The organism is Burkholderia sp. IO2 (assembly GCF_029522185.1).
Classification (GTDB): Bacteria; Pseudomonadota; Gammaproteobacteria; order Burkholderiales; family Burkholderiaceae; genus Burkholderia; species Burkholderia cenocepacia.
In genome coordinates this window covers 43,018-68,472 of sequence record NZ_JAKWFH010000028.1, presented here as the reverse complement: position 1 = coordinate 68,472, position 25,455 = coordinate 43,018, and the positions used below count along the sequence as shown (strand labels likewise).

Sequence of the window (25,455 nt, the reverse complement as noted above, 5' to 3'; positions counted from 1 at the left end):
CCGTATCGCGCCCCATTTCCAGTAAGCAAGAAAGCGAGAAACAGATGAAGCGTCGCAGTCTCCTGAAGGTATTTTCCGTGCTGGCCACCGGCGCCGCGCTGACGCTGTCGGCAGGCGCGCACGCCGAAGACAAGGTGATCAAGGTCGGCACGGTCGCCGGCCCGGATTCGGAAGTGTGGCAAGTCGTGCAGAAGGTCGCGAAAGAGAAGGAAGGCCTGAACGTGAAGGTCATCGAGTTCAACGACTACGTGCAGCCGAACGCGGCGCTCGATTCGGGCGATCTCGACGCGAACAGCTTCCAGCACCAGCCCTACCTCGACAGCCAGGTGAAGCAGCGCGGCTACAAGATCGTCAGCGCGGGCCTGACCTACATCTCGCCGATCGGCGTGTACTCGAAGAAGTTCAAGTCGCTGAAGGATCTGCCGCAGGGCGCGAAGCTCGCGGTGCCGAACGATCCGTCGAACGAGAACCGCGCGCTGCTGCTGCTGCAGACGCAAGGCGTGATCAAGCTGAAGGCCGGCGCCGGCACGGGCGGCAACAACGCGACGGTGCTCGACATCGCCGAGAACCCGAAGAAGCTGAAGATCTCCGAACTCGACGCCGCGCAACTGCCGCGCGTGCTGTCGGACGTCGACGCGGCCGTGATCAACACGAACTACGCGCTGGCCGCGAATCTGCAGCCGACCAAGGACGCGATCGCGCTCGAATCGCTGACGAGCCCGTACGCGAACCTGATCGCCGTGCGCGCGAAGGACAAGGATCAGCCGTGGGTGAAGAAGCTGGTCAAGGCGTACCAGTCGCCGGAAGTGAAGGAATTCATCAAGAAGCAGTTCAAGGGCTCGATGGTCGCGTCGTTCTGAACGCCGCTCACCGGTCGGACCGCTGAACGAAAAGGGCCTGCATCGCGCAGGCCCTTTTTTCATTGGCGCGGCACGCGCGCCTATGCCTACATCTCCCCGCGCCGCGAGCAGATCGACATGATCTGCTGGATCGCGTAGTTGTCGCGCACGCCGGGCAGCGACTGCACGACGCACTCGTGAAAGCGCCGTTCGCGCGGCAGCAGCATCGCGTTGTTGCGGTACAGCGCGTCGCACGAGCGCTGGATCAACTGGGCCGCCGCGCCGTTGCGGCTTTCGCGCAGCGCGTTGAGCATGCAGTCGTCGTATTGCGCGTTGCCGTCGGTCAGCGCGAACGCCGCGCCCGGCGGCGTCAGCGCGACGGCGGTGAATGCTGCGAATGCGGCGGCTCGGATACCCCGTTTCATCTGCCCTCCGGTGGAGTGGATTGGGTCGGCCGACAGCATAGCGTAAAGCCGCATGCGCGGCCGACGCATTGGCCGACGCGGATCGGCGCCGCCACCGGCAAGGCTTGGCGCGCTTTCTTGGGGCCTCGGCGAGGTTGTGCCCGGCGCGCCGCGCGAAAGCACGGAGTCAGGCGGTGGTCTGCGGAAATGGTATCCTCGTGCGTTCGCCGCTGCACGCTTTCCCGGAGCGTGCGCGGGCCGATCGCCCGCGTCTCGTACGCACGGGCGGCGCCCGCCCGACGGCGGCGGGAATCCATCATCCAGAACCGACACAATACGGGGGAGACTCACCCATGAAGCGATTCAAGACTTTCGCGATCCGTTCGATCACGGCCGGCGTCGCCGCACTCGCGCTGGCAGGCGCCGCGCATGCACAGACCGTCAAGGTGCTGTCGATCGTCGACCATCCGGCGCTCGATGCGATCCGCGACGGCGTGCGCGCCGAACTGAAGGCGGAAGGTTACGGCGACGACAAGCTCAAGTGGGAATACCAGAGCGCGCAGGGCAACACCGGCACGGCCGCGCAGATCGCGCGCAAGTTCGTCGGCGACAAGCCCGACGTGATCGTCGCGATCGCAACGCCGGCCGCGCAGTCGGTCGTCGCCGCGACGAAGAGCGTGCCGGTCGTCTACTCGGGCGTCACCGACCCGGTCGCCGCGCAGCTCGTGAAGGGCTGGGGCCCGTCGGGCACCAACGTGACGGGCGTGTCCGACAAGCTGCCGCTCGATCGCCAGGTCGCGCTGATCAAGCGCGTCGTGCCGAATGCGAAGACGGTCGGCATGGTCTACAACCCGGGCGAGGCGAATTCGGTCGTCGTCGTGAAGGAGCTCAAGGAGATCCTCGCGAAGCAGGGGATGACGCTGAAGGAAGCGGCCGCGCCGCGCACCGTCGACATCGGCCCGGCCGCGAAGAGCCTGATCGGCAAGGTCGACGTGATCTACACGAATACCGACAACAACGTCGTGTCCGCGTACGAAGCGCTGGTGAAGGTCGCGAACGAAGCGAAGATTCCGCTCGTCGCCGGCGACACCGACAGCGTGAAGCGCGGCGGCATCGCGGCGCTCGGCATCAACTACGGCGACCTCGGCCGCCAGACGGGCAGGGTCGTCGCGCGCATCCTGAAGGGCGAGAAGCCGGGCGCGATCGCGTCGGAGACGAGCAGCAACCTCGAACTGTTCGTCAATACGGGCGCGGCCGCGAAGCAGGGCGTCACGCTGTCGCCGGATCTCGTGAAGGAAGCGAAGACGGTCATCAAGTAAGCCGCGGCCCGACCGCCGCGCTTGCAGGCCCGATCCGGGCCTCGACGACATCGCCGGACGGGCGGCTCCCACCCGGGGCCGCCCGTTCGCTTCGCCCGGCCGTACACGTCCGGCCGGGAAGCAACAGGATTTCCCCATCATGTCTCTGTTCTCGTTTCTGGGCGCACTGGAGATCGGCCTGATCTTCAGTCTCGTCGCCCTCGGGGTGCTGATCTCGTTTCGCATCCTCAACTTCCCCGACCTCACCGTCGACGGCAGCTTTCCGCTCGGCGGCGCCGTCGCCGCGACGCTGATCTCGGCCGGCCATGACCCGTTTTCCGCGACGCTGCTCGCGATCGTCGCGGGCGCGCTGGCCGGCTTCGTCACCGGCTGGCTGAACGTGCGCCTGAAGATCATGGATCTGCTCGCCAGTATCCTGATGATGATCGCGCTCTACTCGGTGAACCTGCGGATCATGGGCCGGCCGAACGTGCCGCTGATCACCGAGCCGACGCTCTTCACCGTGCTGCAGCCCGACTGGATGCCCGATTACGTGCTGCGCCCGGCGCTGCTCGCGATCGTCGTCGTGATCGCGAAGCTCGGCCTCGACTGGTTCTTCTCGTCGCAGCTCGGCCTCGCGATGCGCGCGACCGGCGCGAACCCGCGGATGGCGCGCGCGCAGGGCATCGCGACCGGCCGGGCGACGCTTGCCGGGATGGCGCTGTCGAACGCGCTCGTCGCGCTCGCGGGCGCCCTGTTCGCGCAGACGCAGGGCGGCTCGGACATCTCGATGGGGATCGGCACGATCGTGATCGGGCTGGCCGCCGTGATCATCGGCGAGACGCTGCTGCCGGCGCGCCGGCTGGTGCTGACGACGCTTGCCGTCGTGCTCGGCGCGATCGTCTACCGCTTCTTCATCGCGCTCGCGCTGAACAGCGAATTCATCGGCCTGAAGGCGCAGGACCTGAACCTCGTGACGGCCGCGCTCGTCACGATCGCGCTGGTGCTGCCGGCGACGCGCAAGAAGCTGTTCGCGCGCAAGAACGGAGGGGCATGACATGCTGTCCGCACGCGATCTCAAACTCACGTTCAATCCCGGCACGCCGATCGAGACGCGCGCGCTGCGCGGGCTGTCGCTCGAGATTCCCGACGGCCAGTTCGTCGCGGTGATCGGCTCGAACGGCGCCGGCAAGTCGACCTTCCTCAATGCGGTCAGCGGCGACCAGCGCGTCGATGCGGGACGCATCGCGATCGACGGCACGGATGTGACGCGCAAGGCCGCGTGGGACCGCGCGCACCTCGTCGCGCGCGTGTTTCAGGATCCGATGGCCGGCACCTGCGAGGCGCTGACGATCGAGGAGAACATGGCGCTCGCGATGGCGCGCGGCGCGCGGCGCGGCTTCCGGGCGGCGCTCGACCGGCCGTCGCGCGAGCTGTTCCGCGACAAGCTGCGGCTGCTGAACCTCGGGCTGGAAAACCGGCTGACCGACCGGATCGGGCTGCTGTCGGGCGGCCAGCGGCAGGCCGTGAGCCTGCTGATGGCGTCGCTGCGGCCGTCGCGGATCCTGCTGCTCGACGAGCACACGGCCGCGCTCGATCCGAAGACGGCCGCGTTCGTGCTGGAGCTGACCGCGCGCATCGTCGCCGAGAGCAAGCTGACGACGATGATGGTCACGCACAGCATGCGGCAGGCGCTCGACTACGGCGACCGTACGGTGATGCTGCACCAGGGGCAGGTCGTGCTCGACGTGTCGGGCGACGCGCGCAAGGGGCTGGACGTGCCGGATCTGCTGCAGATGTTCGAGAAGGTGCGGCACGAGCAGCTCGACGACGACGCGTTGCTGCTCGGTTGACGGGCTGCTGACCGACGGCTGACGGGCCGGCGCGCCGTGACATGACGGGCGCGCCGGCTTCTCCCCGGTTTCTTCCGACGAAAACCGGTTTTGCACCGGTGCTGTGCGACGCGCACGCATTGCCATATACTGTATATCCATACAGTTGTGGGTGGCGTCATGCTCGCATCCTCCATTACTCCCGAATCCCTTCATCCGTCCCTTTGGCGCGGCTCGCAGCTCGCGCGCGGCGGCCCGCGCACGATCGACACGGGCTTCGCGCCGCTGTCGGCCGAGCTGCCGGGCGGCGGCTGGCCGGTCGGCGGCCTCGTCGAACTGCTGGCCGCGCAGCCGGGCTGCGGCGAGATGCGGCTGCTCGCGCCGGCGCTTGCCCGCACCGTCAGCGTCCGGCGGCCGCTCGCGCTCGTCGCGCCGCCGCAGTCGCCGCATGCCACCGCGCTCGCCAGTCTCGGCGTGCCGGCCGACACGCTGCTGTGGCTGCGCGCCGGTAGCCGTACCGATGCGTTGTGGGCCGCCGAGCAGGCGCTCAAGACCGGCTGTTGCGGCGCGCTGCTGCTCTGGCAGGACGCGCGGCCCGATGCGCTGCGGCGCCTGCATCTCGCGGCCGCGCGCACGGGCGACACGCTGTTCGTGATGCTGCGTCCGCCGTCGGCCGCGCGGCAGCCGTCGCCGGCCGTGCTGCGCGTCGCGCTGTATCCGGTGCCGGGCGGCGTGTCGCTCGACATCGTCAAGCGTCGCGGGCCCGCGCGCAGCGAGCCGCTCGTGCTCGATTTGCCGTCGCCCATCGTGGAGAGCCGCTATGCGCGTCTTGCTCGGCATCCATCTGCCGCGCCTGCCGCTCGACGTGTGCGCCCCGCCGCCGTCTGACGCGGCGGCCGGCGAGGCCGGCTGCGCGGTGCTCGAGCAGGGCGTCGTGCTGATCGCCGACGCGGCCGCGCGCCGGCAGGGCGTGCGCGCGGGCATGAAGCGCGGCGGCGTGCTCACGCTCGCGCCCGATACGCAACTCGTCGAACGCGATCCCGCGCGCGAAGCCGATGCGCTGCGCGCGGTCGCGCTCGCGCTGCTGCGTTTCTCGCCGTGCGTCGCGCTCGACGACGAAGCCACGCTGATCGTCGACGTCGGCCCGAGCCTGCGCCTGTTCGGCGGCCTGCCGTCGCTGTGCCGCCAGGTGTGCGCGACGCTCGCGACGCTCGGCTACGCGGCGCGCCTGTCCGCCGCGCCGACCGGGCGCGGCGCATGGCTGCTCGCGCGCACGTCGGCCCGCGCACGCAGCCGGCGCCGCGTCGCACGCCAGGCCTCGCTCGTCCGCACGCTCGACCGGCTGCCGTGCGTGCTGCTGCCCGATGCGCGTCCGTATGCGGGCTGGTTCGACGGCCTCGGCTGCCGCACGCTCGCCGATCTGCGCCGCCTGCCGCGCGCAGGGCTGCAGCGACGCTGCGGTCCCGCGTTGCTGGCCGCGCTCGATCGTGCGTACGGCGAAGCGGTCGAGCCGCTGGCGTGGATGGCGGTGCCGCCCGTGTTCGACGTGCGGCTCGAGTTGCCGGAGCGCGTCGAATACGCGGAAGCCGTGCTGTTCGCCGCGCGGCGGCTCGTCGTGCAGCTGTGCGGCTGGCTGGCCGCGCGGCACCTGTCGCTCGCCGCGATGACGTTCGATCTCGAGCACGAACGCGGCCGCCAGGCCGTGCCGCCGACCCCGCTCGCGCTCGCGTTCGCCGCCCCCGTGCGCGACGAGGGGCATTTCATGCGGCTGCTCGGCGAGCGGCTCGCGCGCGTCGAGCTGCCGGCCGCGGTGATCGCGGTGCGTCTGAAGGCCACGCGCGTCGAATCGGTCGCGCCGCCGGCCGACGATCTTTTTCCCGAGCCGGGCGGTACGCGGGAAACCCGCGAGCGGTTGCTCGAGTTGCTGGTCGCGCGGCTCGGCGCGGACAACGTGCTGCGCGCGGCACCCGTCGCCGATCATCGGCCCGAAGCCGCGAACCGCTGGCTGCCGCTCGATGCGCAGGCGGGCAAGCCGGCCGGCGGGCCGCCGGCCGTGCCGCCGCGCCCCGCGTGGTTGCTGGCCGAACCGCTGCCGTTGCTGATGCGTGGCGAGCGGCCGGTATTCCATACGCCGCTGAGGATGATGTCGTCGGCGGAGCGGATCGAGGCCGGGTGGTTCGATGGTCAGCTCGCGGCACGCGATTACCACGTCGCGCAGGACGAAGCCGGTGCGTGCTATTGGGTGTTCAGGGAACGGGCGGGGAGCGAGTCCGAACCGCACTGGTTCCTGCACGGCCTGTTCGGGTGAACGAAGATGATGGCGGATTTCAGCGGGCTGCCCGATTACGCGGAGTTGTTCTGCCGTTCGAACTTTTCATTCCTGCATGGCGCGTCGCATGCGGACGAACTGGTCGAGCGTGCGGTGGAACTCGGCTATCGCGGGATCGCGATCACCGACGAATGCTCGCTCGCCGGCGCGCCGCGCATGCATGTCGCGGCGAAGGCGAACGGATTGCCGCTCGTCATCGGTTCGTATTTCGACGTCACGCCGGATGACGTCGCGCCCGGCCACGACCCGGGCCCCGGTGCGTTCGGGCTCGTGCTGCTCGCACAGAACCGCGAAGGGTACGGCAATCTTTCCGAGTTGATTTCGTGGCGGCGGATGGCATCGCCGAAGGGCACTTACCAGCTGACGTCGCGGATGCTGTCGGCGCCGCCGGCGGAGTTTGCCCACTTGCGCGGCATGCCCGACTGCTTCGCGATTCTCGTGCCGACGTACCCGGTGCGGGCGGACGTGCTCGATGCGCAGGTCGCGTGGTTTCGCGCGATGTTCGGCGAGCGGGCGCGGCTCGGGCTCGTGCAGTTGCAGCGCGCGCTGGACGGCGCGCAGCGCGACGAGATTCGCGAGGCCGGCAAACGGCGCGGCGTGCGACTCGTCGCGCTGGGCGACGTGACGATGCACGTGCGCTCGTGCAAGCCGCTGCAGGACGTGATGACGGCGATTCGCGTCGGGATGCCGGTCTCCGAATGCGGGTACGCGCTCGCGCCGAATGCGGAGCAGCATCTGCGTTCGCGCGGGCGGATCGCGAAGTTGTTTTCGTCGGCCGAGATCGCGGAGACGTGCGCGATGTTCGATGCATGCGATTTCGAACTCGACTCGCTGCGTTACGAGTATCCCGACGAGATCGTGCCGGCGGGACTGACGCCGACGCGCTATCTGGAACAGGAAACCTTCGCCGGAGCGGCGGTGCGTTATCCGCAGGGCATTCCGGAGAAGGTCGACAAGCAGATCCGTCATGAACTCGACCTGATCGCCCGGCTGAGCTACGAGCCGTTCTTCCTGACCGTCTACGACATCGTCAAATACGCGCGCAGCCAGAACATCCTGTGCCAGGGCCGTGGCTCGGCCGCGAACTCGGTCGTCTGTTATTGCCTCGGCATCACCGAAGTGAATCCCGAGCAAAGCACGATGCTGTTCGAGCGTTTCATCAGCGAGGAACGCGGCGAGCCGCCGGATATCGACGTCGACTTCGAGCATCAGCGCCGCGAAGAAGTGATCCAGCACATCTACGCAAAATACGGCAAGGATCGCGCCGCGCTCGCGGCTGCCGTTTCGACGTATCGTCCGCGCGGCGTGCTGCGCGAAACCGGCAAGGCGCTCGGCGTCGATCCGATGCTGGTCGATCGCGTCGCGAAGGGGCATCGCTGGTTCGACGGCAGTCGCGATCTGCTGCGGCAATTCGCGTCGACCGGGCTCGATCCCGAAACGCCGCTGATTCGCACATGGGCCGAACTGGCCGGGCGCTTGCTCAACTTCCCGCGCCATCTGTCGCAGCATTCGGGCGGCTTCGTGATCAGCCGCGGCAAGCTCACGCGGCTCGTGCCGGTCGAGAACGCGGCGATGGACGGGCGACGCGTGATCCAGTGGGACAAGGACGATCTCGAAGCGCTCGGGCTGATGAAGGTCGACGTGCTCGCGCTCGGCATGCTGTCGGCGCTGCATCGCGCGTTCGACCTGCGCACCGCATGGCGCGGGCCAGCGAAGGACGGCAAGCCATTCACGCTGAAACACATTCCGCAGGATGACAAGGCAACCTACGACATGATCTGCCGTGCCGATACCGTCGGCGTGTTCCAGATCGAATCGCGTGCGCAGATGTCGATGCTGCCGCGGCTGAAGCCGCGCAACTACTACGATCTCGTCGTTCAGGTATCGATCGTGCGGCCCGGTCCGATTCAAGGCGGCGCCGTGCATCCGTATTTGCAGCGGCGCAGGATCGTGGCCGGTGAAGAGGAGGGCGAGGTCACGTATCCGAGCGACGCGCTCAAGGAAGTGCTCGTTCGTACGCTGGGTGTGCCGATCTTCCAGGAACAGGTGATGCAGATTGCGATCGTCGCCGCGGGTTTTACACCTGGCGAAGCGGATGACTTGCGTCGTGCGATGGCCGCGTGGAAGCGCAAGGGCAATCTCGAGAAATATCAGGACAAGATCATCAGCGGCATGCTCGAACGCAACTACACACGCGAATTCGCCGAACAGATCTTCGAGCAGATCAAAGGCTTCGGCGAATACGGGTTCCCCGAAAGCCACGCCGCGAGCTTCGCGAAACTCGCGTACGCGAGCAGCTGGCTCAAATGCCACGAACCCGCGATCTTTCTCGCCGCGCTGCTGAACAGCCAGCCGATGGGGTTCTACCCGCCGTCGCAACTCGTGCAGGACGCGAAGCGTCACCGCGTGAAGGTGCTGCCGATCGACGTGACGCAAAGCACCTGGGAAGCCGCGCTCGAAGCGTTGCCCGACCAGCCGCCGCCGCACGGTCAGCCGGCCGTGCGGCTCGGCCTGTCGCTCGTGCGCGGCCTGAGCGAAGCCGCCGCGTGGCGCATCGAAGCCGCACGCGCCGCCGGCCCGTTCGACAACGTCGACACCCTCGCGCGCCGCGCGCAACTCGAACGTCGCGATCTCGAAGCGCTCGCCGCCGCGAATGCGCTCGCGATGCTCGCCGGCCATCGTCGCGATGCGTTGTGGCAGGCCGTCGCCGCGGCGCCGGAGCGCGACCTGCTCGCCGCCGCGCCGATCGACGAGGTGGAGCAACCTGCGCTCGGCGCGCCGTCGGAAGCCGACGACATCCTCGCCGACTATCACACCACCGGCCTCACGCTGAACCGCCATCCGGTCGCGTTGCTGCGTCCGGCCTTGCGCGCGCAGCGGCTGTCGTCGTCGGCCGAGTTGCGCGACCGTCCCGACGGCCGGCTCGCACGCGCATGCGGGCTCGTGATCGCCCGGCAGATGCCGGGCACCGCGAAGGGCGTGATGTTCATGACGCTCGAGGACGAAACGGGCTGCGTGAACGTGATCGTCCGGCCCGAGCTGCTCGCGCGGCAGCGCCGCGAAACACTCGATTCGCGGCTGCTCGCGGCGTCCGGCGTGTGGCAGGTCGTGAGCGACGTGCGGCACCTCGTCGCGCAGCATTTCGAGGATCTGACGCCGCTGCTCGGTGGCCTGCGCACGTCGAGCCGGGAATTCCACTGATCCGCGCGTCGCACCGGCGCGCTGTCGTCGATGCATACCAGTCAGCCAAATTGGTTCTATTCTGGTCTCATATTCGTGCCGGAAACCCGGCCGGTCCACGCACTGGAACTGTCCCCTTGCATACCACTTCGGGTAAATCCCTATCCCGCACTGCGTTGTAAAAAAAGGCTTTGCCAGTACTAAAACGCTTGCCGCGCAAGGCTTTCGGCGATTTCCGCGGCGCTAATACCAGTTCGTTGACTGGTATTATGGTGGTTATATAATGCGTTCACTTTCGACGGTCGGAGATCGTCGTCCGACACGCGGAGGCACATGGAAACCGGCTGGGCCGAACTGGCGCCCGATCCCCTCGACGATACGCCGCTCTATCTGCAGCTCGCCCGCAATCTGGCGAGCGCGATCCACGCGGGCGCGTGGCAGGCCGGCGAGGCGCTGCCGTCGGAGCGGCTGCTGTCGGTGTCGGTCGGCGTGTCGCGGATCACCGCGCGTCGCGCCCTCGCGCTGCTGGTCGAGCAGGGCCTGATCAAGCGGGCGCGCGGCGCGGGCAGCTTCATCACGCCGCGCGTTGCCGATCCGCTGTCGCGCCTCGTCGGCTTCACCGCGAAGATGCGCCAGCGCGGCTTCGTGCCCGATTCGGTGTGGCTGTCGCGCACGCTGCGCACCGCGAGCCGCGACGAGCTCACGCATCTCGGCCTCGCGCCCGGCGCGACGGTGGCGCGGCTCGAACGGCTGCGCCGCGCGGACGGCATCGTGATGGCGGTCGAGCATTCGACGCTGCCCGCGGCGGTGGTGCCCGATCCGCAGGTGCTCGGTGCATCGCTGTACGAATACCTGGAGGCGCGCGGCATGACCGTCGTGCGCGCGCTGCAGCACTTTCGCGCGGCGAACGCGACGCACGCGATCGCGAAATGGATGGCGGTGAAGCCGGGCTCGGCGCTGCTGGTGATCACGCGGATCGGCTACGGCGTCGACCAGCGCGCGATCGAAATGAGCGAAACGTATTGCCGCGACGACTATTACGACTTCGTCGCCGAACTGAAACGCTGACGCGCGAGACTGCCCGCGCAGCACATGCAACGGATTTGCAAATCACGACGCGGATGCCCGCGTCACCAGATCATCAAGAGAACGTCATGCTGACTGGAAACATCCTCACCCCCGACGGCTGGATTCACGGTTCGCTCGATAGCGAGAACGGCCGCATCACCACGCTCGACGGCGCGCCCGTCGATCCCGCGAAGAACGACGCGCCGTACATCCTGCCCGGCTTCATCGACCTGCACGTGCATGGCGGCGGCGGCGCCGACGTGATGGAAGGCGGCGACGCGATCGAAACGATCGTCCGCACGCATGCGCAATTCGGCACGACGAGCCTGCTCGCGACGACGATGACCGCGCCGCGCGACGAACTGATGGAAGTCGTCGCGAATCTCGGCACCGCCGCGCGGGCCCGCACGCCGGGCGGCGCCCGCGTGCTCGGCGTGCATCTCGAAGGGCCGTACATCAACCCCGGCAAGCTCGGCGCGCAGCCCGACGCGGCCGTGTCGGCCGTGCTCGACGAGGTGCTCAAGTACCTGTCGATCGCGCCGATCCGCGTCGTCACGCTCGCGCCGGAAATCGCGGGCCACATCGAGATCATCGGCGAGATGGCCGCGCGCGGCGTGCGCGTGCAGCTCGGCCACTCGCTCGCGACCTACGACGACGCGGTCGCCGCGCTCAAGCACGGCGCATGCGGTTTCACGCACCTGTTCAACGCGATGTCGCCGCTGCATCACCGCAACCCGGGCCTCGTCGGCGCGGCGCTCGCGCATGCCGAATACGCGGAAATCATCCCCGATCTGCTGCACGTCCACCCGGGCGCGATTCGTGCTGCGCTGCGCGCGATTCCGCGCCTGTACGTCGTGACCGACAGCACGTCCGCCACCGGCATGCCCGACGGCGAATACCGGCTCGGCAGCCAGCACGTGACGAAGTGCCTCGGCGGCGTGCGGCTCGCCGACGGCACGCTCGCCGGCAGCACGCTGACGATGGACCAGGCGCTGCGCAACCTCGTGTCGCTCGGCCTGCCGATCGCCGACGTGTCGAACCGGATGTCGCGCTACGCGGCCGACTACCTCGGCGTGACCGATCGCGGCCGCCTCGAGCGCGGCGCATGGGCCGACCTCGCGGTGTTCGATCGCGACCTGAACCTCACCGCGACCTACGTCGAAGGAGAATCGATTGTCGAATATGCTTAAGGAAGCGCGCGAGTCCGCCCAGGTCGTCGCCGCGCAGATCGCCGACACCGCGCGCGTCGAAGCGCTCGCCGGCCAATTGCTCGATCACCCGCCGGCCGTCGCGCTGACGGTCGCGCGCGGCAGCTCGGATCACGCCGCCAGCTATTTCGCGAGCCTGACGATGAGCCGCCTCGGCGTGCCGGTCGCGTCGCTGCCGATGTCGGTCGCGACGCTGCAGCAGGCGCCGCTGAAGGTGCAGGACCAGCTCGCGATCGCGTTCTCCCAGTCGGGCAAGAGCCCCGATCTCGTCAATACGATGGCCGCGCTGCGCGAAGCCGGCGCGCGCACCGTCGCCGCCGTGAACGTGCTGCCGTCGCCGCTCGCCGATGCGTGCGAGCACCAGTTGCCGCTGCTGGCCGGCCCCGAACTGTCGGTCGCCGCGACCAAGAGCTATATCGCGATGCTGTCGCTGTCCGCGCAGATCGTCGCGTACTGGCAGCGCGACGCCGCGCTGATGACCGCGCTGCGCGGGCTGCCCGACGTGCTCGCGCAGGCCGGCCGGCTCGACTGGTCGCAAGCCGTCGCGGCGCTCGCGGGCGTCGAGCGGATGATCGTCATCGGCCGTGGTCTGGGCCTCGCGATCGCGCAGGAAGCCGCGCTGAAGCTGAAGGAAACGTCCGGCATCCAGGCCGAGGCATTCTCGAGCGCCGAAGTCCGTCACGGCCCGATGGAGCTGATCGACCGCGACTATCCGCTGCTCGTGTTCGCGCCGCCGGGGCCCGAACAGGCCGGCCTGCTGCAGCTCGCCGCGGACATGCGCGCCCGCGGCGCCGCCGTGCTGCTCGCGGCGCCGGCCGGCACGCCCGGCGTATCGACGCCCGGCGTATCCGGCACCGTGCTGCCGCTCGCGCAGTCCGCCCATTCGGCGCTCGACCCGATCGCCGCCATTCTTTCGTTCTACGTGATGGCGGCGGATCTCGCCGTCGCGCGCGGGCGCAATCCCGACACGCCGCGCCACCTGAACAAAGTCACCGAAACGCACTGATAGCCGAGAAAGCCGATGAGACGCGCCGAGGAATCCCAGTTGAAGAGCCCCACCCACGATCAGATCGTTCTGCTCAGCCCGTTGACGGGGCCGATCGTCGCGCTGGCCGACGTGCCCGATCCGGTGTTCTCCGGCGGGATGTTCGGCGACGGCATCGGCATCGACCCGCTCGCGGGCCGGCTCGTCGCGCCGTGCGCGGGCGTCGTGTCGCATCTCGCGCGCACGGGCCATGCGGTCACGATCACGACACCGCAAGGCGCGGAAGTGCTGCTGCACATCGGCATCGACACCGTCGAGCTGAACGGACAGGGCTTCATCGCGCACGTCGAAGCCGGCTCGCGTGTCGAGGCGGGCGCGCTGTTGATCGAGTTCGACCAGGACGCGGTGGCGCGCCACGCGCATTCGCTCGTGTCGGTGATCGCGATCGCGAATTCCGACGCGTTCGAGGTGGTCGAGCGCGCGAGCGGTTTCGCGACCGCCGGCGAGACGCCGTTGCTCGCGCTGCGCGGCAAGGGCGAAGCCGCCGCGCAGGCGGCGCAGGCCGGTGCTGCCGCGCAGAACGAAGTGCGCCGCGAGATCGTGCTCGCGCAGCCGGGCGGGCTGCATGCGCGGCCGGCCGCACGGGCGCGTGAAGCCGTGCGCGGGTTCGATGCGACCGTCGACGTGCTGTTCGACGGCCGCAAGGCGTCGATCGCGAGCGTTGTCGGCCTGCTCGGCCTCGGCGCCGGCGAAGGCGCGACGGTCGAACTGGTCGGGCGCGGCGCGCACGCGCAGCAGGCCGTCGATGCGGTCGAGCGCGAGCTGCTGCGCGAGGCGCACGGCGAAGTGGAAGAAAAGCCGGCGCGGCTGAAGTCGCCCGCGCCGCAAGCCATCGCGCACGCACCCGGCGCGACGCTCGACCCGAACACGCTCGCCGGCGTATGCGCGGCGCCCGGCATCGCGGTCGGCACGCTGGTGCGTCTCGACGATGCGGACATCGTGCCGACCGAGCAGGCGTCCGGCACGCCGGCCGCGGAAAGCCGCCGCCTCGACCAGGCGCTGAAGGCGGTCGACGCCGAACTCGGCGAAACGGTGCGCAACGCCTCGGCGCGCGGTGCGGTGGGCGAGGCGGGCATCTTCGCGGTGCATCGCGTGCTGCTGGAGGACCCGACGCTGGTCGACGCGGCGCGCGACCTGATCAGTCTCGGCAAGGGCGCGGGCTTCGCGTGGCGCGCGACGATCCGCACGCAGATCGACACGCTGTCGAAGCTCGACGACGCGCTGCTCGCCGAACGCGCGGCCGACCTGCGCGACATCGAGAAGCGCGTGCTGCGCGCGCTCGGTCATACGAACGGCGCCGCGCGCGCGCTGCCCGACGAGGCCGTGCTCGCGGCCGAGGAATTCACGCCGTCCGACCTGGCGTCGCTCGATCGCGAACGCGTGACCGCGCTCGTGATGGCGCGCGGCGGCGCGACGTCGCACGCGGCGATCATCGCGCGGCAGCTCGGCATCCCGGCGCTGGTGGCGGTCGGCGATGCACTGTACGCGATTCCGGACGGCACGCAGGTCGTCGTCGATGCGAGCGCGGGCCGGCTCGAACATGCCCCGACCGCGCTCGACGTCGAGCGCGCGCGGCACGAGCGCCAGCGCCTGGACGGCGTGCGCGAGGCGAACCGGCAACAGGCCGGCGAGGCGGCCGCGACGGTCGACGGTCGCGCGATCGAGGTCGCCGCGAACATCGCGACGCTCGACGACGCGAGTACCGCGGTCGACAACGGCGCGGACGCGGTCGGCCTGCTGCGCACCGAACTGATGTTCATCCATCGCCAGGCCGCGCCGACGGTGGTCGAGCATCAGCAGAGCTACCAGTCGATCGTCGACGCGCTGCAGGGCCGCACGGCGATCATCCGCACGCTCGACGTCGGCGCGGACAAGGAAGTCGACTACCTGACGCTGCCGCCCGAACCGAACCCGGCGCTCGGCCTGCGCGGCATCCGTCTCGCGCAGGTGCGCCCCGATCTGCTCGACGATCAGTTGCAGGGCCTGCTCGCGGTGAAGCCGTTCGGCGCGGTGCGCATCCTGCTGCCGATGGTGACCGACGCGGGCGAGCTCGTGCGGCTGCGCAAGCGCATCGACGAATTCGCGCGCGCGCAGGGCCGCACCGAGCCGATCGAGGTCGGCGTGATGATCGAGGTGCCGTCGGCCGCGCTGCTGGCCGACCAGCTCGCGCAGCACGCGGATTTCCTGTCGATCGGCACCAACGACCTGACCCAGTACACGCTCGCGATGGACCGCTGCCAGGCCGACCTGGCCGCGCTGTCCGACGGCCTGCATCCGGCCGTGCTGCGCCTGATCGACATCGCGGTGCGCGGCGCCGCGAAGCACGGCAAGTGGGTCGGCGTATGCGGCGCACTCGGCGGCGATCCGCTCGCGGTGCCGGTCCTGGTGGGCCTCGGCGTGACCGAACTGTCGGTCGATCCGGTGTCGGTGCCGGGCATCAAGGCGCGTGTGCGCCGTCTCGATTACCAGTTGTGCCGTCAGCGCGCGCAGGATCTGCTCGCGCTCGACTCGGCACAGGCGGTAAGGGCAGCAAGCCGCGAGGTCTGGCCGCTCGACTGAGCGTCGACGGCAGGTTCGCGACCGGTTTCACGACGAAGGCATTCGCTCAACGACGATTAATGACGAGACAAGGATTGGAGGACTGAATGAACGGGAATCCGTTTCTGAAAATACAGGGCCTGGGCCGGGCACTGATGCTGCCGATCGCGGTATTGCCGGTCGCCGGCATCCTGCTGCGACTCGGCCAGCCGGACGTGTTCAACATCAAGATGATCGCCGACGCCGGCGGCGCGATCTTCGACAACCTGCCGCTCTTGTTCGCGATCGGCGTGGCGGTCGGCTTCGCGAAGGACAACAACGGCGTGGCGGCGCTCGCGGGCGCGATCGGTTACCTGATCGAAACCGCGATCATGAAGGACATCGATCCCAAGCTGAACATGGGCGTGCTGTCCGGGATCATCGCGGGGGTCGTCGCGGGCCTGCTGTACAACCGCTACAAGGACATCAAGCTGCCGGACTACCTCGCGTTCTTCGGCGGCAAGCGGTTCGTGCCGATCATCACCGGGCTGGTCTGCGTGATACTGGGCATCGCGTTCGGGTACGTGTGGCAGCCGATCCAGCATGCGATCGACGCGGCCGGCCAGTGGCTGACGACGGCGGGCGCGATCGGTGCGTTCGTGTTCGGCTTCCTGAACCGTCTGCTGCTCGTCACCGGCCTGCACCACATCATCAACTCGCTCGCGTGGTTCGTGTTCGGCAACTTCACGCCGCCCGCCGGCGGCGAGATCGTGCACGGCGACCTGCACCGCTTCTTCGCGGGCGACCCGACCGCGGGCACCTTCATGGCCGGCTTCTTCCCGATCATGATGTTCGGCCTGCCGGCGGCGTGTCTCGCGATGCTGCACGAGGCGCCGAAGGAGCGCCGCGCGATGGTCGGCGGCCTGCTGTTCTCGATGGCGCTGACGTCGTTCCTGACCGGCGTGACCGAGCCGATCGAGTTCAGCTTCATGTTCCTCGCGCCGGTGCTGTACGTGATCCACGCGGTGCTGACGGGCTTGTCGCTCGCGATCTGCCAGATTCTCGGCGTGAAGCTCGGCTTCACGTTCTCCGCCGGCGCGATCGACTACGTGCTGAACTACGGGCTGTCGACGAAGGGCTGGATCGCGATTCCGCTCGGCATCGCGTACGGCGCCGCGTACTACGGGCTGTTCCGCTTCTTCATCCGCAAGTTCAACATGGCCACGCCGGGCCGCGAGCCGGCGTCGACCGATGCGGCCACGGAATCGTACGCATCGGGCGGGTTCGTCGCACCGGCCGCGGGCGCGGCTGCAACGGCTGCCGCACCGCGCGCGCAACGCTACATCGCCGCGCTCGGCGGCGCGGCCAACCTGTCGGTCGTCGACGCGTGCACGACGCGCCTGCGCCTGACCGTCGTCGATCCGGAGCAGGTGTCGGAGCCGGAACTGAAGTCGATCGGCGCGCGCGGCGTGCTCAAGCGCGGCGGCAACAGCGTGCAGGTGATCATCGGGCCCGAGGCCGACATCATTGCCGACGAGATGCGCGCCGCGATCGGCGGCGGCGCGACCGGTGCGGCCGCGCCGGCGACGGCCGCCGCGCAGCCGGTCACGGGCGCGGCCGCCGGCCCGCTCGATCCGGAACCGACCCGCTGGCTCGCGGTGTTCGGCGGTGCGACCAACGTCGCGTCGCTCGATGCGGTGGCCACCACGCGCCTGCGCGTGGTCGTGCGCGATCCGTCGGCGGTCGATCGCGAGCGTCTCGGCACGCTCGATGTCGCGTGGGTGTCGCTCGACACGTTCCACATCGTCTGCGGCAACGCGGCCGCGCGCTATGCCGAACAACTCGGCGCGCGCCTGCCGCCGTCGGGCGGCGGGGCGGCAGCCCAACCGGCGTGATGCGGTGAAGCCGGCCCGGCCTCCGCGCGGCGGATGCGGGTCGGCGGTCAAGAGAGGCCAAAAGAAAACGGCTTGCGACGACGATGTCGCAAGCCGTTTTTGCTTTGGAGACGGCGGTGCGCGATACGCGATGCGTTGCGCCGCATCGCGCGTCGCTCGACTGCCTGGCCGGTCAGCCGATCACGGATTCGTCAGCGTGAAGGTCGGCTTCCGGTAGCCGACGCCGGCGCGGTCGAGCTTCGGCAATTCGCGTTGCGTGAGCAGCGTCGCGAAGCCGGCCCAGTCGCGCTGCAGCGCGGCGATGTCGACGTGATGCGTGTCGCCGCGCTTGAAGCGCACGCCGGCCGCATACGGCAGCTCCCAGTCGGCCCGGTGCCACGCGCGCTCGGCGAGCGCGAGCAGTCGCGGATAGGTCATGTATTCGAGAAAGGTGTCGTTGCGCATCACCTCGCCCCACGCCTGGCCCTGCATGCCTTCGATGCGCGGCGCGGGGCCCGTGCCCGTCACCTCGAACGGGTTGCCGTCGCGGTCGCCCATCACTTCGGCGTTCTGCGGCAGGTTCTCCGGCGCGAGCGAGAACACCTTGTACTCGTCGGTCGCGTGCGAGCCCCAGTAGTAGCCGCGCTCGCGCGGATTGAGCGTGTACGGGAAGTCGAAGTACAGGTAGTCGGGCAGCGCGAGCACCGTCTGGTAGCCCTTGCCGCTCAGGTCGCGCGCGCTGTCCGACGCGCCCCAGAAGATCGTGTCCCACAGCGACACCATCACGTGGCGCGTGCTGAAATCCTGCGGCCCGTTCGCATGCTTGATGCCGTCCTGCCACGCGGCCATCGTGCCGATCCCGTTCGCGTTGACCGCCGCGCTCACCTGTTTCGCGAAACGCGTCGGCAGCTCGTCGATCGACTTGATCTCGCCGCGCTGGAGCAGCGCCGTGCAAGCGGGCGAACGCGCCCACGGCTTGTCCTGCGCGGCCAGATCGATGCGCCCCTTGTTCGGGTCGGTGCCGTTCAGCGGCTGGAAGCCGCCGCCGAGGAAGATGTTCTTCGCTTCGTCGCCGCCGTAGTGCCACGTCTGCAGCGGCGCCTGCGCGTCCGCGTGCATCGCCGCGATCTCGCGGATCACCTTCGACGCGAAGTTGAGCGCGCCCGGCACGCACGGGTTCAGGTCGCTGCGCCGGTCGTAGAACTGCACCGTCGTCAGGTTCGTCGTGTCCTGCGGGTCGAGCAGCCGGTATGCGTTCGCTTCCTGCTCGCGACCCGCCGCATGCAGCCGCCGGTAGCGCGCCTCCATCGTCACGACGGCCGCCCGCGCATGCGCGGGCATGTCGATCTCGGGAATGATCTGAACGAAGCGCGCGGCCGCGTAGCGCACGAGCGCCACGTAGTCGTCGCGCGTCAGGTAGCCGCCGCCCGAGCGATTGTCCGGCCCGGAGCCGAGCTGCGGCAGCAGGCAGCGCGTCTCGCTCGGGTCGTGGCAGCGGCGTCCCCCGATCTCGGTCAGCTCGGGCAGGCCGGGAATCTCGATGCGCCAGCCTTCGTCGTCGGACAGATGCAGGTGCAGGCGGTTGAGCTTGTACGCGCTCATCTGGTCGATCAGGCGGCGCAGCGTCGCCGGCTGCTTGAAGTTGCGCGCGAGGTCGACGTGCATCCCGCGATGCGTGAAGCGCGGCGCATCCTCGACGAGCATCGCCGGGATCGGGCCGCCGCCGGCCGGCGCGAGCGAGTAGAGCGTCTGCACGCCGTAGTAGAGGCCCGCGCGATCGTAGCCTTCGATCAGCACGCCGCGCGGCCCGATCGCGAGCCGGTAGCCGCCCGGTGTCGCGAGGTCGGCCGGCAGCCGGCGCGGCGCGACGAAGCCGCGCACCGGCACGCCTGCGCCGTCGAGTCCGAGGGTCGTCGCGCGCTCGCGCAGCGCCGCGACCTGTGCGTCAGGCAGGTCCGGCAGCGCGAGTTCGACGCCGCGCAGCTCGAGCGTGCCGGGCAGCGGCAGCTCGCGCTTCACGCTCGGCAGCGCGCGACCGGGATCGGGCCGCACGGCCACGGGCGGCGCGTTGCCGGTCGAATTGTTCTGCGCGTCGGCCGGCAGCGATTCGACGTAGCGCAGCTCGTTGTCGGTGTCGTCGTAGCGCAGCACGGCCGGCGGCGCGCCGTCGACGACGACGTACGGACGCGGAATCACGTCGCTGTAACGCAGCAGCCAGTATTCGGCGACGAACGGCAGCTCGATGCGCTCGCCGGGCGCGAGCCGCACCGAGCCCGGCTGCGGCGTCAGCTCGTACAGGTCGCCGGTGAGCCGCCGCAGCGCGAAGCCCGGCCGGTCGATCCGCAGCAGGCGGCGGATGCTGTGCAGGTAGAGCTTCCAGCCGCCGTCGGCGATCGCCGCATGGCCGCGGTTCTGCAGGATCAGGCGGCCGGTCGCGCAGGCGGCGCCGTCGGCGCCGAGATCGGCGCACGGTACGCCGGCCGCGGCCGCGTGGTTGTTGTCGACGGCCACGCGCAACGCGAGGCCGTTCGACAGCAGCGTCGCGAGGCTGGCCGCCTGGGCGGCGGCCGCTTGCGCGGTGCCGGCGTTCGCGCCAGCGGCGGCCGACGCCGGCACCGCGGAGATCGCCGCCGGCGACAGCACCGCGATCAGCAGGCCGGCAATGAGGGAGGGCAAGGTACGCTTCAATTCGAACTCCTGAGAAAAAGGGGGCGTAGCGGCGCCGTGACGCGACGTTGCTGCGATCGGGTCTTTCAGTGGAGCTGCGGGAGATACCAGCACGCGGAGCGATGCGGCTGCGCCGCGCGCATTCGGCACGCGGGCGCGTGCGTTACGGAACGGGAGGCGGGCATGCGTGCCGGTCGGCGCGGCGCGGCGGCGTGCGCGGAATCATCGGCGGCTCGCGGCGTTCGCTGCAGCGGCGAGACGGCCGCAATCGACGGCGCGCGGTTGGCCGCGCACGAGCGCGACGACGGCACGCGCCGTGGCACGCGGACGTCGACACGGCGCGCACGCGCACGCCACACACGGGATTCGCATGTCTCCCCCACCCAGAAGGAATCGGCCTGTCAGCGGCCGTGTCCAACGATCTTATGAAACCTTTTATTGGTATTCAAGTGGTATCAATCTGGCGCTAAATTGGCATCGCCGTGCGACGTCCCGCCGGCGCGGCCGTGACGAAAAAAAACCTCGCGCGAAGCGAGGTTCTTTCCGTTGTCGGACGGCGGCCGCGCGTATCGCGCGCGGTGCGTCACTGCGTCAGTCGCGGCGCGCACGCACCGGCGCTTCCTGCGGCTTCTGCCGCGCTTCGAGCCACATCGCGTTGACGATGCCGAACGACAGCGCGACGCCGATACCGAGAATCCAGCTGAAATACCACATGATCCGACTCCTTGCGAAACGGTGGGCGAGGGCGCCTGCGCGCCCCGGCCCGGTTCAGTGCGTCAATACATCGAGTGCTTGTTCTCTTCGAGCGTCTGGTGCGTGACCTTGCCGCGCATCACGCGATACACCCAGCTCGTGTAGAGCAGGATGATCGGCAGGAACACGATCACCGCGAACAGCATCACCTGCAGCGTCATGTGGCTCGACGTCGAATCCCACACGGTCAGGCTGCTGCGCGGGTCGAGCGACGACGGCATGATGAACGGGAACATCGAGAAGCCGGCGGTCAGGATCACGCCGACGATCATCAGGCCCGTGCAGAAGAACGCCGTCTTCTCCTGCTTCGAGCCGGCGAGCAGCAGCGCGAGCACGCCGCCCGCGATCCCGACGACGGGCGCCGCGATCATCCACGGATACTCGCCGTAGTTCGCGAGCCAGAGGCCCGAACCGGCGGCGACGTCCTTGAGCAGCGGGTTCGCGACGGTGTCGGTCGGCGCGGCGTGGGTGATGTGGAAGCCGCCGATATACGAAGCGACGAGCACGCCGGCCAGAACGAACAGCACGACCGCGAGGAACGACGCGACGCGCAGCGCGATCGACGCACGGCGCGCGATCACGCCGTCGGTCTTCATCTTGATGAACGCGGCGCCGTGCGCGACGAGCATCGTGAGGCTGACGAGCCCGCACAGCAGCGCGAACGGGTTCAGCAGCGCCCAGAAGCCGCCGTAGTAGGTCACGCGCAGGTCGCTGTCGAACTTGAACGGCACGCCCTGCAGCAGGTTGCCGAACGCGACGCCGAACACCAGCGCCGGCACGAAGCCGCCGACGAACAGGCCCCAGTCCCAGCCCGCGCGCCAGCGCGGGTCGGGCCGCTTGCTGCGGTAGTCGAAGCCCACCGGCCGGAAGAACAGCGCGAACAGCACGAGCAGCATCGCGAAGTAGAAGCCGGAGAACGACGCGGCGTAGACGAGCGGCCACGCGGCGAACATCGCACCGCCGGCCGTGATCAGCCACACCTGGTTGCCTTCCCACGTCGCGCCGACCGTGTTGACGATGATGCGGCGCTCCTCGTCGGTCTTGCCGAGGAACGGCAGCAGCGCGGTCGCGCCCATGTCGAAGCCGTCGGTGACGGCGAAGCCGATCAGCAGCACGCCGACGAGCAGCCACCAGATCAGCTTGAGAGTTGCATAGTCCATAGCGATTCCTTGTTCGGTTGCGAGGGCGTGCTCAGACCGCGGCCCGCTCGCCGGCGGCGGCGAGTTCGTGGTGATAGCGGCCGGTATGCAGCGACGACGGGCCGAGGCGCGCGTACTTGAACATCAGCTTGATCTCGATGATGAACAGTACCGTGTAGAACGCGATGAAACCGGCGAGGCTCAGGTACAGGTCTGTCGACGTCAGGCTGGACGCGGACAGATGCGTCGGCAGGATGCCCGCGATCGTCCACGGCTGGCGGCCGAGCTCGGCGACGACCCAGCCGAATTCCGCGGCGAGCCACGGCAGCGGGATCGCCCACACCGCATAGCGCAGGAACCAGCGGCGGTTGTCCTGCAGCAACTGCCGGCGCGCGCAGAACCAGAACGCGGCGACGAAGGTCGCGAGGAACAGGAAGCCGAGGAACACCATGATCCGGAACGAGAAGAATACGGGCGCGACCGGCGGGATCGTCTTCTTCGCGGCGGCCTTGATCTGCTCGGGCGTCGCATCGACCACGTTCGGCGTGAACTGCTTGAGCATCAGTCCGTAGCCGAGATACTGCTTGTGCTGGTCGAACAGCGCGCGGGTCGCGTCGCTCGTGTCGCCTTCCTTGATCTTCTGCAAGGCGCCGTACGCGACCATCCCGCTCTGGATGTGTTCCTCGCTGTGCTTCGCGAGCTCGCGCAGGCCGATCACCGGCTCGTCGATCGAGCGCGTCGCGATCAGGCCGAGCGCGTACGGGATCTTGATCGCGTAGTCGGTGCGCTCTTCCTTCTGGTTCGGGATGCCGATCAGCGTGAACGATGCCGGCGCCGGCTGGGTTTCCCATTCCGATTCGATCGCGGCGAGCTTCATCTTCTGCACTTCGCCGGTCGTGTAGCCCGATTCGTCGCCGAGCACGATCACGCACAGCGTGGCCGCGAGGCCGAAGCCGGCCGCGACCGCGAACGAGCGCAGCGCGAAGTCGACGTCGCGCTTTTTCAGCAGGTACCACGACGAAATGCCGAGCACGAACATCGCGGCCGTCACGTAACCGGCCGACACGGTGTGCACGAACTTCACCTGCGCGACCGGGTTGAACAGCACGTCGAACAGGCTCGTCAGCTCCATACGCATCGTCTGGTAGTTGAACTCGGCGCCGACCGGGTTGTTCATCCAGCCGTTCGCGACGAGGATCCACAGCGCGGACAGGTTCGAGCCCAGCGCGACGAGGAACGTGACGACCAGGTGCTTGACCTTCGACAGGCGGTTCCAGCCGAAGAAGAACAGGCCGACGAACGTGGATTCGAGGAAGAACGCCATCAGGCCTTCGACCGCGAGCGGCACGCCGAAGATGTCGCCGACGTAGTGCGAGTAGTACGACCAGTTCGTGCCGAACTGGAATTCGAGCGTGATGCCGGTCGTCACGCCCATCGCGAAGTTGATCCCGAACAGCTTGCCCCAGAACTGGGTCATGTCCTTGTAGACCTGTTTGCCGGTCATCACGTAGACGGCTTCCATGATGACGAGCAGCCAGGACAGGCCGAGCGTCAGCGGCACGAACAGGAAGTGGTAGAGCGCCGTGATGCCGAACTGCAGACGTGACAGATCGACGACTTCGCTACTTATCATGGTGGTCTCCCTCGGTAGATGCAGGCGCCGGCACCGAGAGCAGCTTCTCGGCCACGGCGGCAGGCGGCAACGACATGTGCTCGGCCTGCGGATGATTGAAGAATGCGTATTTGAGCGACATCAGGAGGATCAGCTTGACGATCAGCACCAGCGCGATGTCGCGGGCGAGGGTGGGGCCGCGTGCCCACGCGGCGATGCGCGCGCGCCAGCCGATCGTGCCGGCCGGCCGCGAAGGCTCTTTATTGATCGAGATCAAGGCGATTATCCTGAATCGATTGAGATCGGATTGGGGGCGACTTTACGTCGGATTGGTGACGGCCGTGAAGCTGTTTTAATCCTTTTGCGCCTGACATGCCAATTTTAAAAGGACGGCTTTCCGCTGCCGAGTGCTGCGCTGCGGCAGACCGTCGCGAAGCGTGGGGTAAAAATTGAGGTGGATCAAGGTTATGCGGAAGGGCGCTGCAAATGACGCAATATCCGATGAATCAGGTCAATTAATCGGCGTAGAAACGGCGTGTGAAACGCGTTGAAAAGCGGGTGAAAAGCAGCGGAAAAACGGACGAAAAAAAACCGCTGCCGGTCAGGCAGCGGTTTTCGACGAAGCGCTCTAAATTGCCGCGATTTACGCGTATTCGGCGAGCGCCGTGCGCATCTTTTTCATCGCGCTCGCTTCGATCTGGCGGATGCGTTCCGCCGACACGCCGAACTCGGCGGCGAGATCGTGCAGCGTCGAGCCGCCCGAGCCGTCGTCGTCGACGTGCAGCCAGCGCGCCTCGATGATGCGGCGGCTGCGTGCATCGAGCGCGTCGAGCGCCTGCGCGATGCCGTCCGTCTGCAGCATGTCGCGCTGACGCGCGGCGAGCACGGCGGTCGGCTCGTTGTGCGAGTCGGCCAGGTAGGCGATCGGCGCGTACGACTCCTCGCCGTCTTCCACCTGGCCTTCGAGCGCGATGTCGCCGCCCGACAGGCGCGTTTCCATCTCGGTGACTTCCTCGCGCTTGACGTTGAGCTCCTGCGCGAGGCCGTCGATTTCCTCGGGCGTCATCGCCTGCATGCTCTTCTTGTGGCTGCGCAGGTTGAAGAACAGCTTGCGCTGCGCCTTCGTCGTCGCGACCTTCACCATGCGCCAGTTGCGCAGGATGTACTCGTGGATCTCGGCCTTGATCCAGTGAATCGCATACGACACCAGGCGCACGTTTTGCGCCGGGTCGAATCGCTTCACGGCTTTCATCAGGCCGATGTTGCCTTCCTGGATCAGGTCGCCGTGCGGCAGGCCGTAGCCGAGATAGTTGCGCGCGATCGACACGACGAGACGCAGGTGCGACAGCACGAGGCGGCGCGCCGCGTCGAGGTTGTTGTCGTCGCGGAATTCGGTTGCGTAGCGGCGTTCCTCCTCGGCGGTCAGCAGCGGGATGCGGTTGACGGCCTGGATGTACGCGTCGATGTTGCCGAGCTGGCCGGGCAACATCGATTGGGCTGCGAGCGCCAGCGAGCCTGCCGATTCGGCCTTGGCCGGCGTCGGGCTCAGGGTGTTCGGGAGGGTCAGGGCGTTGCTCACTAAAAACTCCTTTGGAATCAGGGACAAACCCCCGGTCTCGAATGAGATTCCGTGGGTCATCTTAGCACTCCCGCAAGGTGAGTGCTAATTCCTTAGAGCGGGCGGGGGCAT

At 68.5% G+C, this 25,455-nt stretch carries 19 protein-coding genes; 12 read left to right on the top strand and 7 right to left on the bottom strand.

What is annotated here, in order from left to right:
* The first annotated feature begins 44 nt into the window (after positions 1-44).
* Positions 45-860 (top strand): MetQ/NlpA family ABC transporter substrate-binding protein, encoded by an 816-nt coding sequence (locus tag MMB92_RS19285; protein WP_006486394.1) that lies wholly within the window; start codon positions 45-47, stop codon positions 858-860.
* A gap of 86 nt (positions 861-946) precedes the next feature.
* Here the strand turns inward: MMB92_RS19285 and MMB92_RS19280 are convergent, their stop codons facing one another.
* The gene (locus MMB92_RS19280) at positions 947-1,264 is read right to left on the bottom strand and encodes a VF_A0006 family four-cysteine protein (protein ID WP_006486375.1); all 318 of its coding nucleotides are present in this window, start codon (positions 1,262-1,264) and stop codon (positions 947-949) included.
* 332 nt (positions 1,265-1,596) lie between these two features.
* On the opposite strand from MMB92_RS19280, the gene MMB92_RS19275 reads away from it, so the two are divergent.
* From MMB92_RS19275 to nagE, 11 genes are all read left to right on the top strand, one after another.
* On the top strand, positions 1,597-2,562 hold the full coding sequence (locus tag MMB92_RS19275; protein ID WP_059721064.1) for an ABC transporter substrate-binding protein: 966 nt from the start codon (positions 1,597-1,599) through the stop codon (positions 2,560-2,562).
* Positions 2,563-2,701: 139 nt separating this feature from the next.
* A complete protein-coding gene (locus tag MMB92_RS19270; RefSeq protein WP_006486373.1) occupies positions 2,702-3,598 on the top strand; it encodes an ABC transporter permease in 897 nt (298 codons plus the stop codon).
* Between the two features lies 1 nt (position 3,599).
* Positions 3,600-4,394 (top strand): ABC transporter ATP-binding protein, encoded by a 795-nt coding sequence (locus MMB92_RS19265; protein ID WP_060265643.1) that lies wholly within the window; start codon positions 3,600-3,602, stop codon positions 4,392-4,394.
* Between the two features lie 159 nt (positions 4,395-4,553).
* Complete coding sequence (gene imuA, locus MMB92_RS19260; protein WP_069353462.1) at positions 4,554-5,261, top strand: translesion DNA synthesis-associated protein ImuA; 708 nt, start codon at positions 4,554-4,556, stop codon at positions 5,259-5,261.
* Positions 5,194-6,681 (top strand): DNA polymerase Y family protein, encoded by a 1,488-nt coding sequence (locus MMB92_RS19255; protein WP_212261798.1) that lies wholly within the window; start codon positions 5,194-5,196, stop codon positions 6,679-6,681. Before imuA ends, MMB92_RS19255 begins: the two co-directional genes overlap by 68 nt.
* A gap of 6 nt (positions 6,682-6,687) precedes the next feature.
* The gene (locus MMB92_RS19250; RefSeq protein ID WP_277562862.1) at positions 6,688-9,903 is read left to right on the top strand and encodes an error-prone DNA polymerase; all 3,216 of its coding nucleotides are present in this window, start codon (positions 6,688-6,690) and stop codon (positions 9,901-9,903) included.
* Between the two features lie 312 nt (positions 9,904-10,215).
* Entirely contained in the window at positions 10,216-10,950 is a 735-nt protein-coding gene (locus MMB92_RS19245; RefSeq protein WP_006487014.1) for a GntR family transcriptional regulator, read from the top strand.
* Positions 10,951-11,036: 86 nt separating this feature from the next.
* Positions 11,037-12,140 carry an N-acetylglucosamine-6-phosphate deacetylase gene (gene nagA, locus MMB92_RS19240; protein ID WP_012492393.1) on the top strand — a complete coding sequence of 368 codons (1,104 nt, stop codon included), beginning with the start codon at positions 11,037-11,039 and terminating at the stop codon, positions 12,138-12,140.
* Positions 12,133-13,164 carry an SIS domain-containing protein gene (locus MMB92_RS19235; RefSeq protein WP_006499033.1) on the top strand — a complete coding sequence of 344 codons (1,032 nt, stop codon included), beginning with the start codon at positions 12,133-12,135 and terminating at the stop codon, positions 13,162-13,164. Before nagA ends, MMB92_RS19235 begins: the two co-directional genes overlap by 8 nt.
* A 15-nt stretch (positions 13,165-13,179) precedes the next feature.
* Positions 13,180-15,762 carry a phosphoenolpyruvate--protein phosphotransferase gene (ptsP, locus tag MMB92_RS19230; RefSeq protein WP_277562861.1) on the top strand — a complete coding sequence of 861 codons (2,583 nt, stop codon included), beginning with the start codon at positions 13,180-13,182 and terminating at the stop codon, positions 15,760-15,762.
* A gap of 86 nt (positions 15,763-15,848) precedes the next feature.
* On the top strand, positions 15,849-17,615 hold the full coding sequence (nagE, locus tag MMB92_RS19225; RefSeq protein WP_006499031.1) for an N-acetylglucosamine-specific PTS transporter subunit IIBC: 1,767 nt from the start codon (positions 15,849-15,851) through the stop codon (positions 17,613-17,615).
* Between the two features lie 180 nt (positions 17,616-17,795).
* On the opposite strand, the gene MMB92_RS19220 is transcribed toward nagE, so the two are convergent.
* The 6 genes from MMB92_RS19220 to rpoH all read right to left on the bottom strand — a co-directional run bounded on the left by MMB92_RS19220 (position 17,796) and on the right by rpoH (position 25,344).
* Positions 17,796-20,282 (bottom strand): family 20 glycosylhydrolase, encoded by a 2,487-nt coding sequence (locus MMB92_RS19220; protein WP_111442038.1) that lies wholly within the window; start codon positions 20,280-20,282, stop codon positions 17,796-17,798.
* A gap of 570 nt (positions 20,283-20,852) precedes the next feature.
* On the bottom strand, positions 20,853-20,975 hold the full coding sequence (cydX, locus tag MMB92_RS19215; protein ID WP_006483737.1) for a cytochrome bd-I oxidase subunit CydX: 123 nt from the start codon (positions 20,973-20,975) through the stop codon (positions 20,853-20,855).
* Positions 20,976-21,037: 62 nt separating this feature from the next.
* A complete protein-coding gene (gene cydB / locus MMB92_RS19210; RefSeq protein ID WP_006483746.1) occupies positions 21,038-22,174 on the bottom strand; it encodes a cytochrome d ubiquinol oxidase subunit II in 1,137 nt (378 codons plus the stop codon).
* A 31-nt stretch (positions 22,175-22,205) separates the two neighbouring features.
* The gene (locus MMB92_RS19205) at positions 22,206-23,786 is read right to left on the bottom strand and encodes a cytochrome ubiquinol oxidase subunit I (protein ID WP_006483728.1); all 1,581 of its coding nucleotides are present in this window, start codon (positions 23,784-23,786) and stop codon (positions 22,206-22,208) included.
* A complete protein-coding gene (gene cydP, locus MMB92_RS19200; RefSeq protein ID WP_006499026.1) occupies positions 23,776-24,042 on the bottom strand; it encodes a cytochrome oxidase putative small subunit CydP in 267 nt (88 codons plus the stop codon). The genes MMB92_RS19205 and cydP overlap by 11 nt, the downstream gene beginning before the upstream one ends.
* 366 nt (positions 24,043-24,408) lie before the next feature.
* Positions 24,409-25,344: an RNA polymerase sigma factor RpoH gene (gene rpoH / locus MMB92_RS19195; RefSeq protein ID WP_006483735.1), complete on the bottom strand. Its 936-nt coding sequence runs from the start codon at positions 25,342-25,344 to the stop codon at positions 24,409-24,411.
* Positions 25,345-25,455 lie beyond the last annotated feature (111 nt).

Excerpts from the sequence above, each read along its gene's own strand:
- MMB92_RS19285 (WP_006486394.1), top strand. The coding sequence starts at position 45 with ATGAAGCGTCGCAGTCTCCTGAAGGTATTTTCCGTGCTGGCCACCGGC.
- MMB92_RS19280 (WP_006486375.1), bottom strand. The coding sequence starts at position 1,264 with ATGAAACGGGGTATCCGAGCCGCCGCATTCGCAGCATTCACCGCCGTC.
- MMB92_RS19275 (WP_059721064.1), top strand. The coding sequence starts at position 1,597 with ATGAAGCGATTCAAGACTTTCGCGATCCGTTCGATCACGGCCGGCGTC.
- MMB92_RS19270 (WP_006486373.1), top strand. The coding sequence starts at position 2,702 with ATGTCTCTGTTCTCGTTTCTGGGCGCACTGGAGATCGGCCTGATCTTC.
- MMB92_RS19265 (WP_060265643.1), top strand. The coding sequence starts at position 3,600 with ATGCTGTCCGCACGCGATCTCAAACTCACGTTCAATCCCGGCACGCCG.
- imuA (WP_069353462.1), top strand. The coding sequence starts at position 4,554 with ATGCTCGCATCCTCCATTACTCCCGAATCCCTTCATCCGTCCCTTTGG.
- MMB92_RS19255 (WP_212261798.1), top strand. The coding sequence starts at position 5,194 with ATGCGCGTCTTGCTCGGCATCCATCTGCCGCGCCTGCCGCTCGACGTG.
- MMB92_RS19250 (WP_277562862.1), top strand. The coding sequence starts at position 6,688 with ATGATGGCGGATTTCAGCGGGCTGCCCGATTACGCGGAGTTGTTCTGC.
- MMB92_RS19245 (WP_006487014.1), top strand. The coding sequence starts at position 10,216 with ATGGAAACCGGCTGGGCCGAACTGGCGCCCGATCCCCTCGACGATACG.
- nagA (WP_012492393.1), top strand. The coding sequence starts at position 11,037 with ATGCTGACTGGAAACATCCTCACCCCCGACGGCTGGATTCACGGTTCG.
- MMB92_RS19235 (WP_006499033.1), top strand. The coding sequence starts at position 12,133 with ATGCTTAAGGAAGCGCGCGAGTCCGCCCAGGTCGTCGCCGCGCAGATC.
- ptsP (WP_277562861.1), top strand. The coding sequence starts at position 13,180 with ATGAGACGCGCCGAGGAATCCCAGTTGAAGAGCCCCACCCACGATCAG.
- nagE (WP_006499031.1), top strand. The coding sequence starts at position 15,849 with ATGAACGGGAATCCGTTTCTGAAAATACAGGGCCTGGGCCGGGCACTG.
- cydX (WP_006483737.1), bottom strand. The coding sequence starts at position 20,975 with ATGTGGTATTTCAGCTGGATTCTCGGTATCGGCGTCGCGCTGTCGTTC.
- cydB (WP_006483746.1), bottom strand. The coding sequence starts at position 22,174 with ATGGACTATGCAACTCTCAAGCTGATCTGGTGGCTGCTCGTCGGCGTG.
- MMB92_RS19205 (WP_006483728.1), bottom strand. The coding sequence starts at position 23,786 with ATGATAAGTAGCGAAGTCGTCGATCTGTCACGTCTGCAGTTCGGCATC.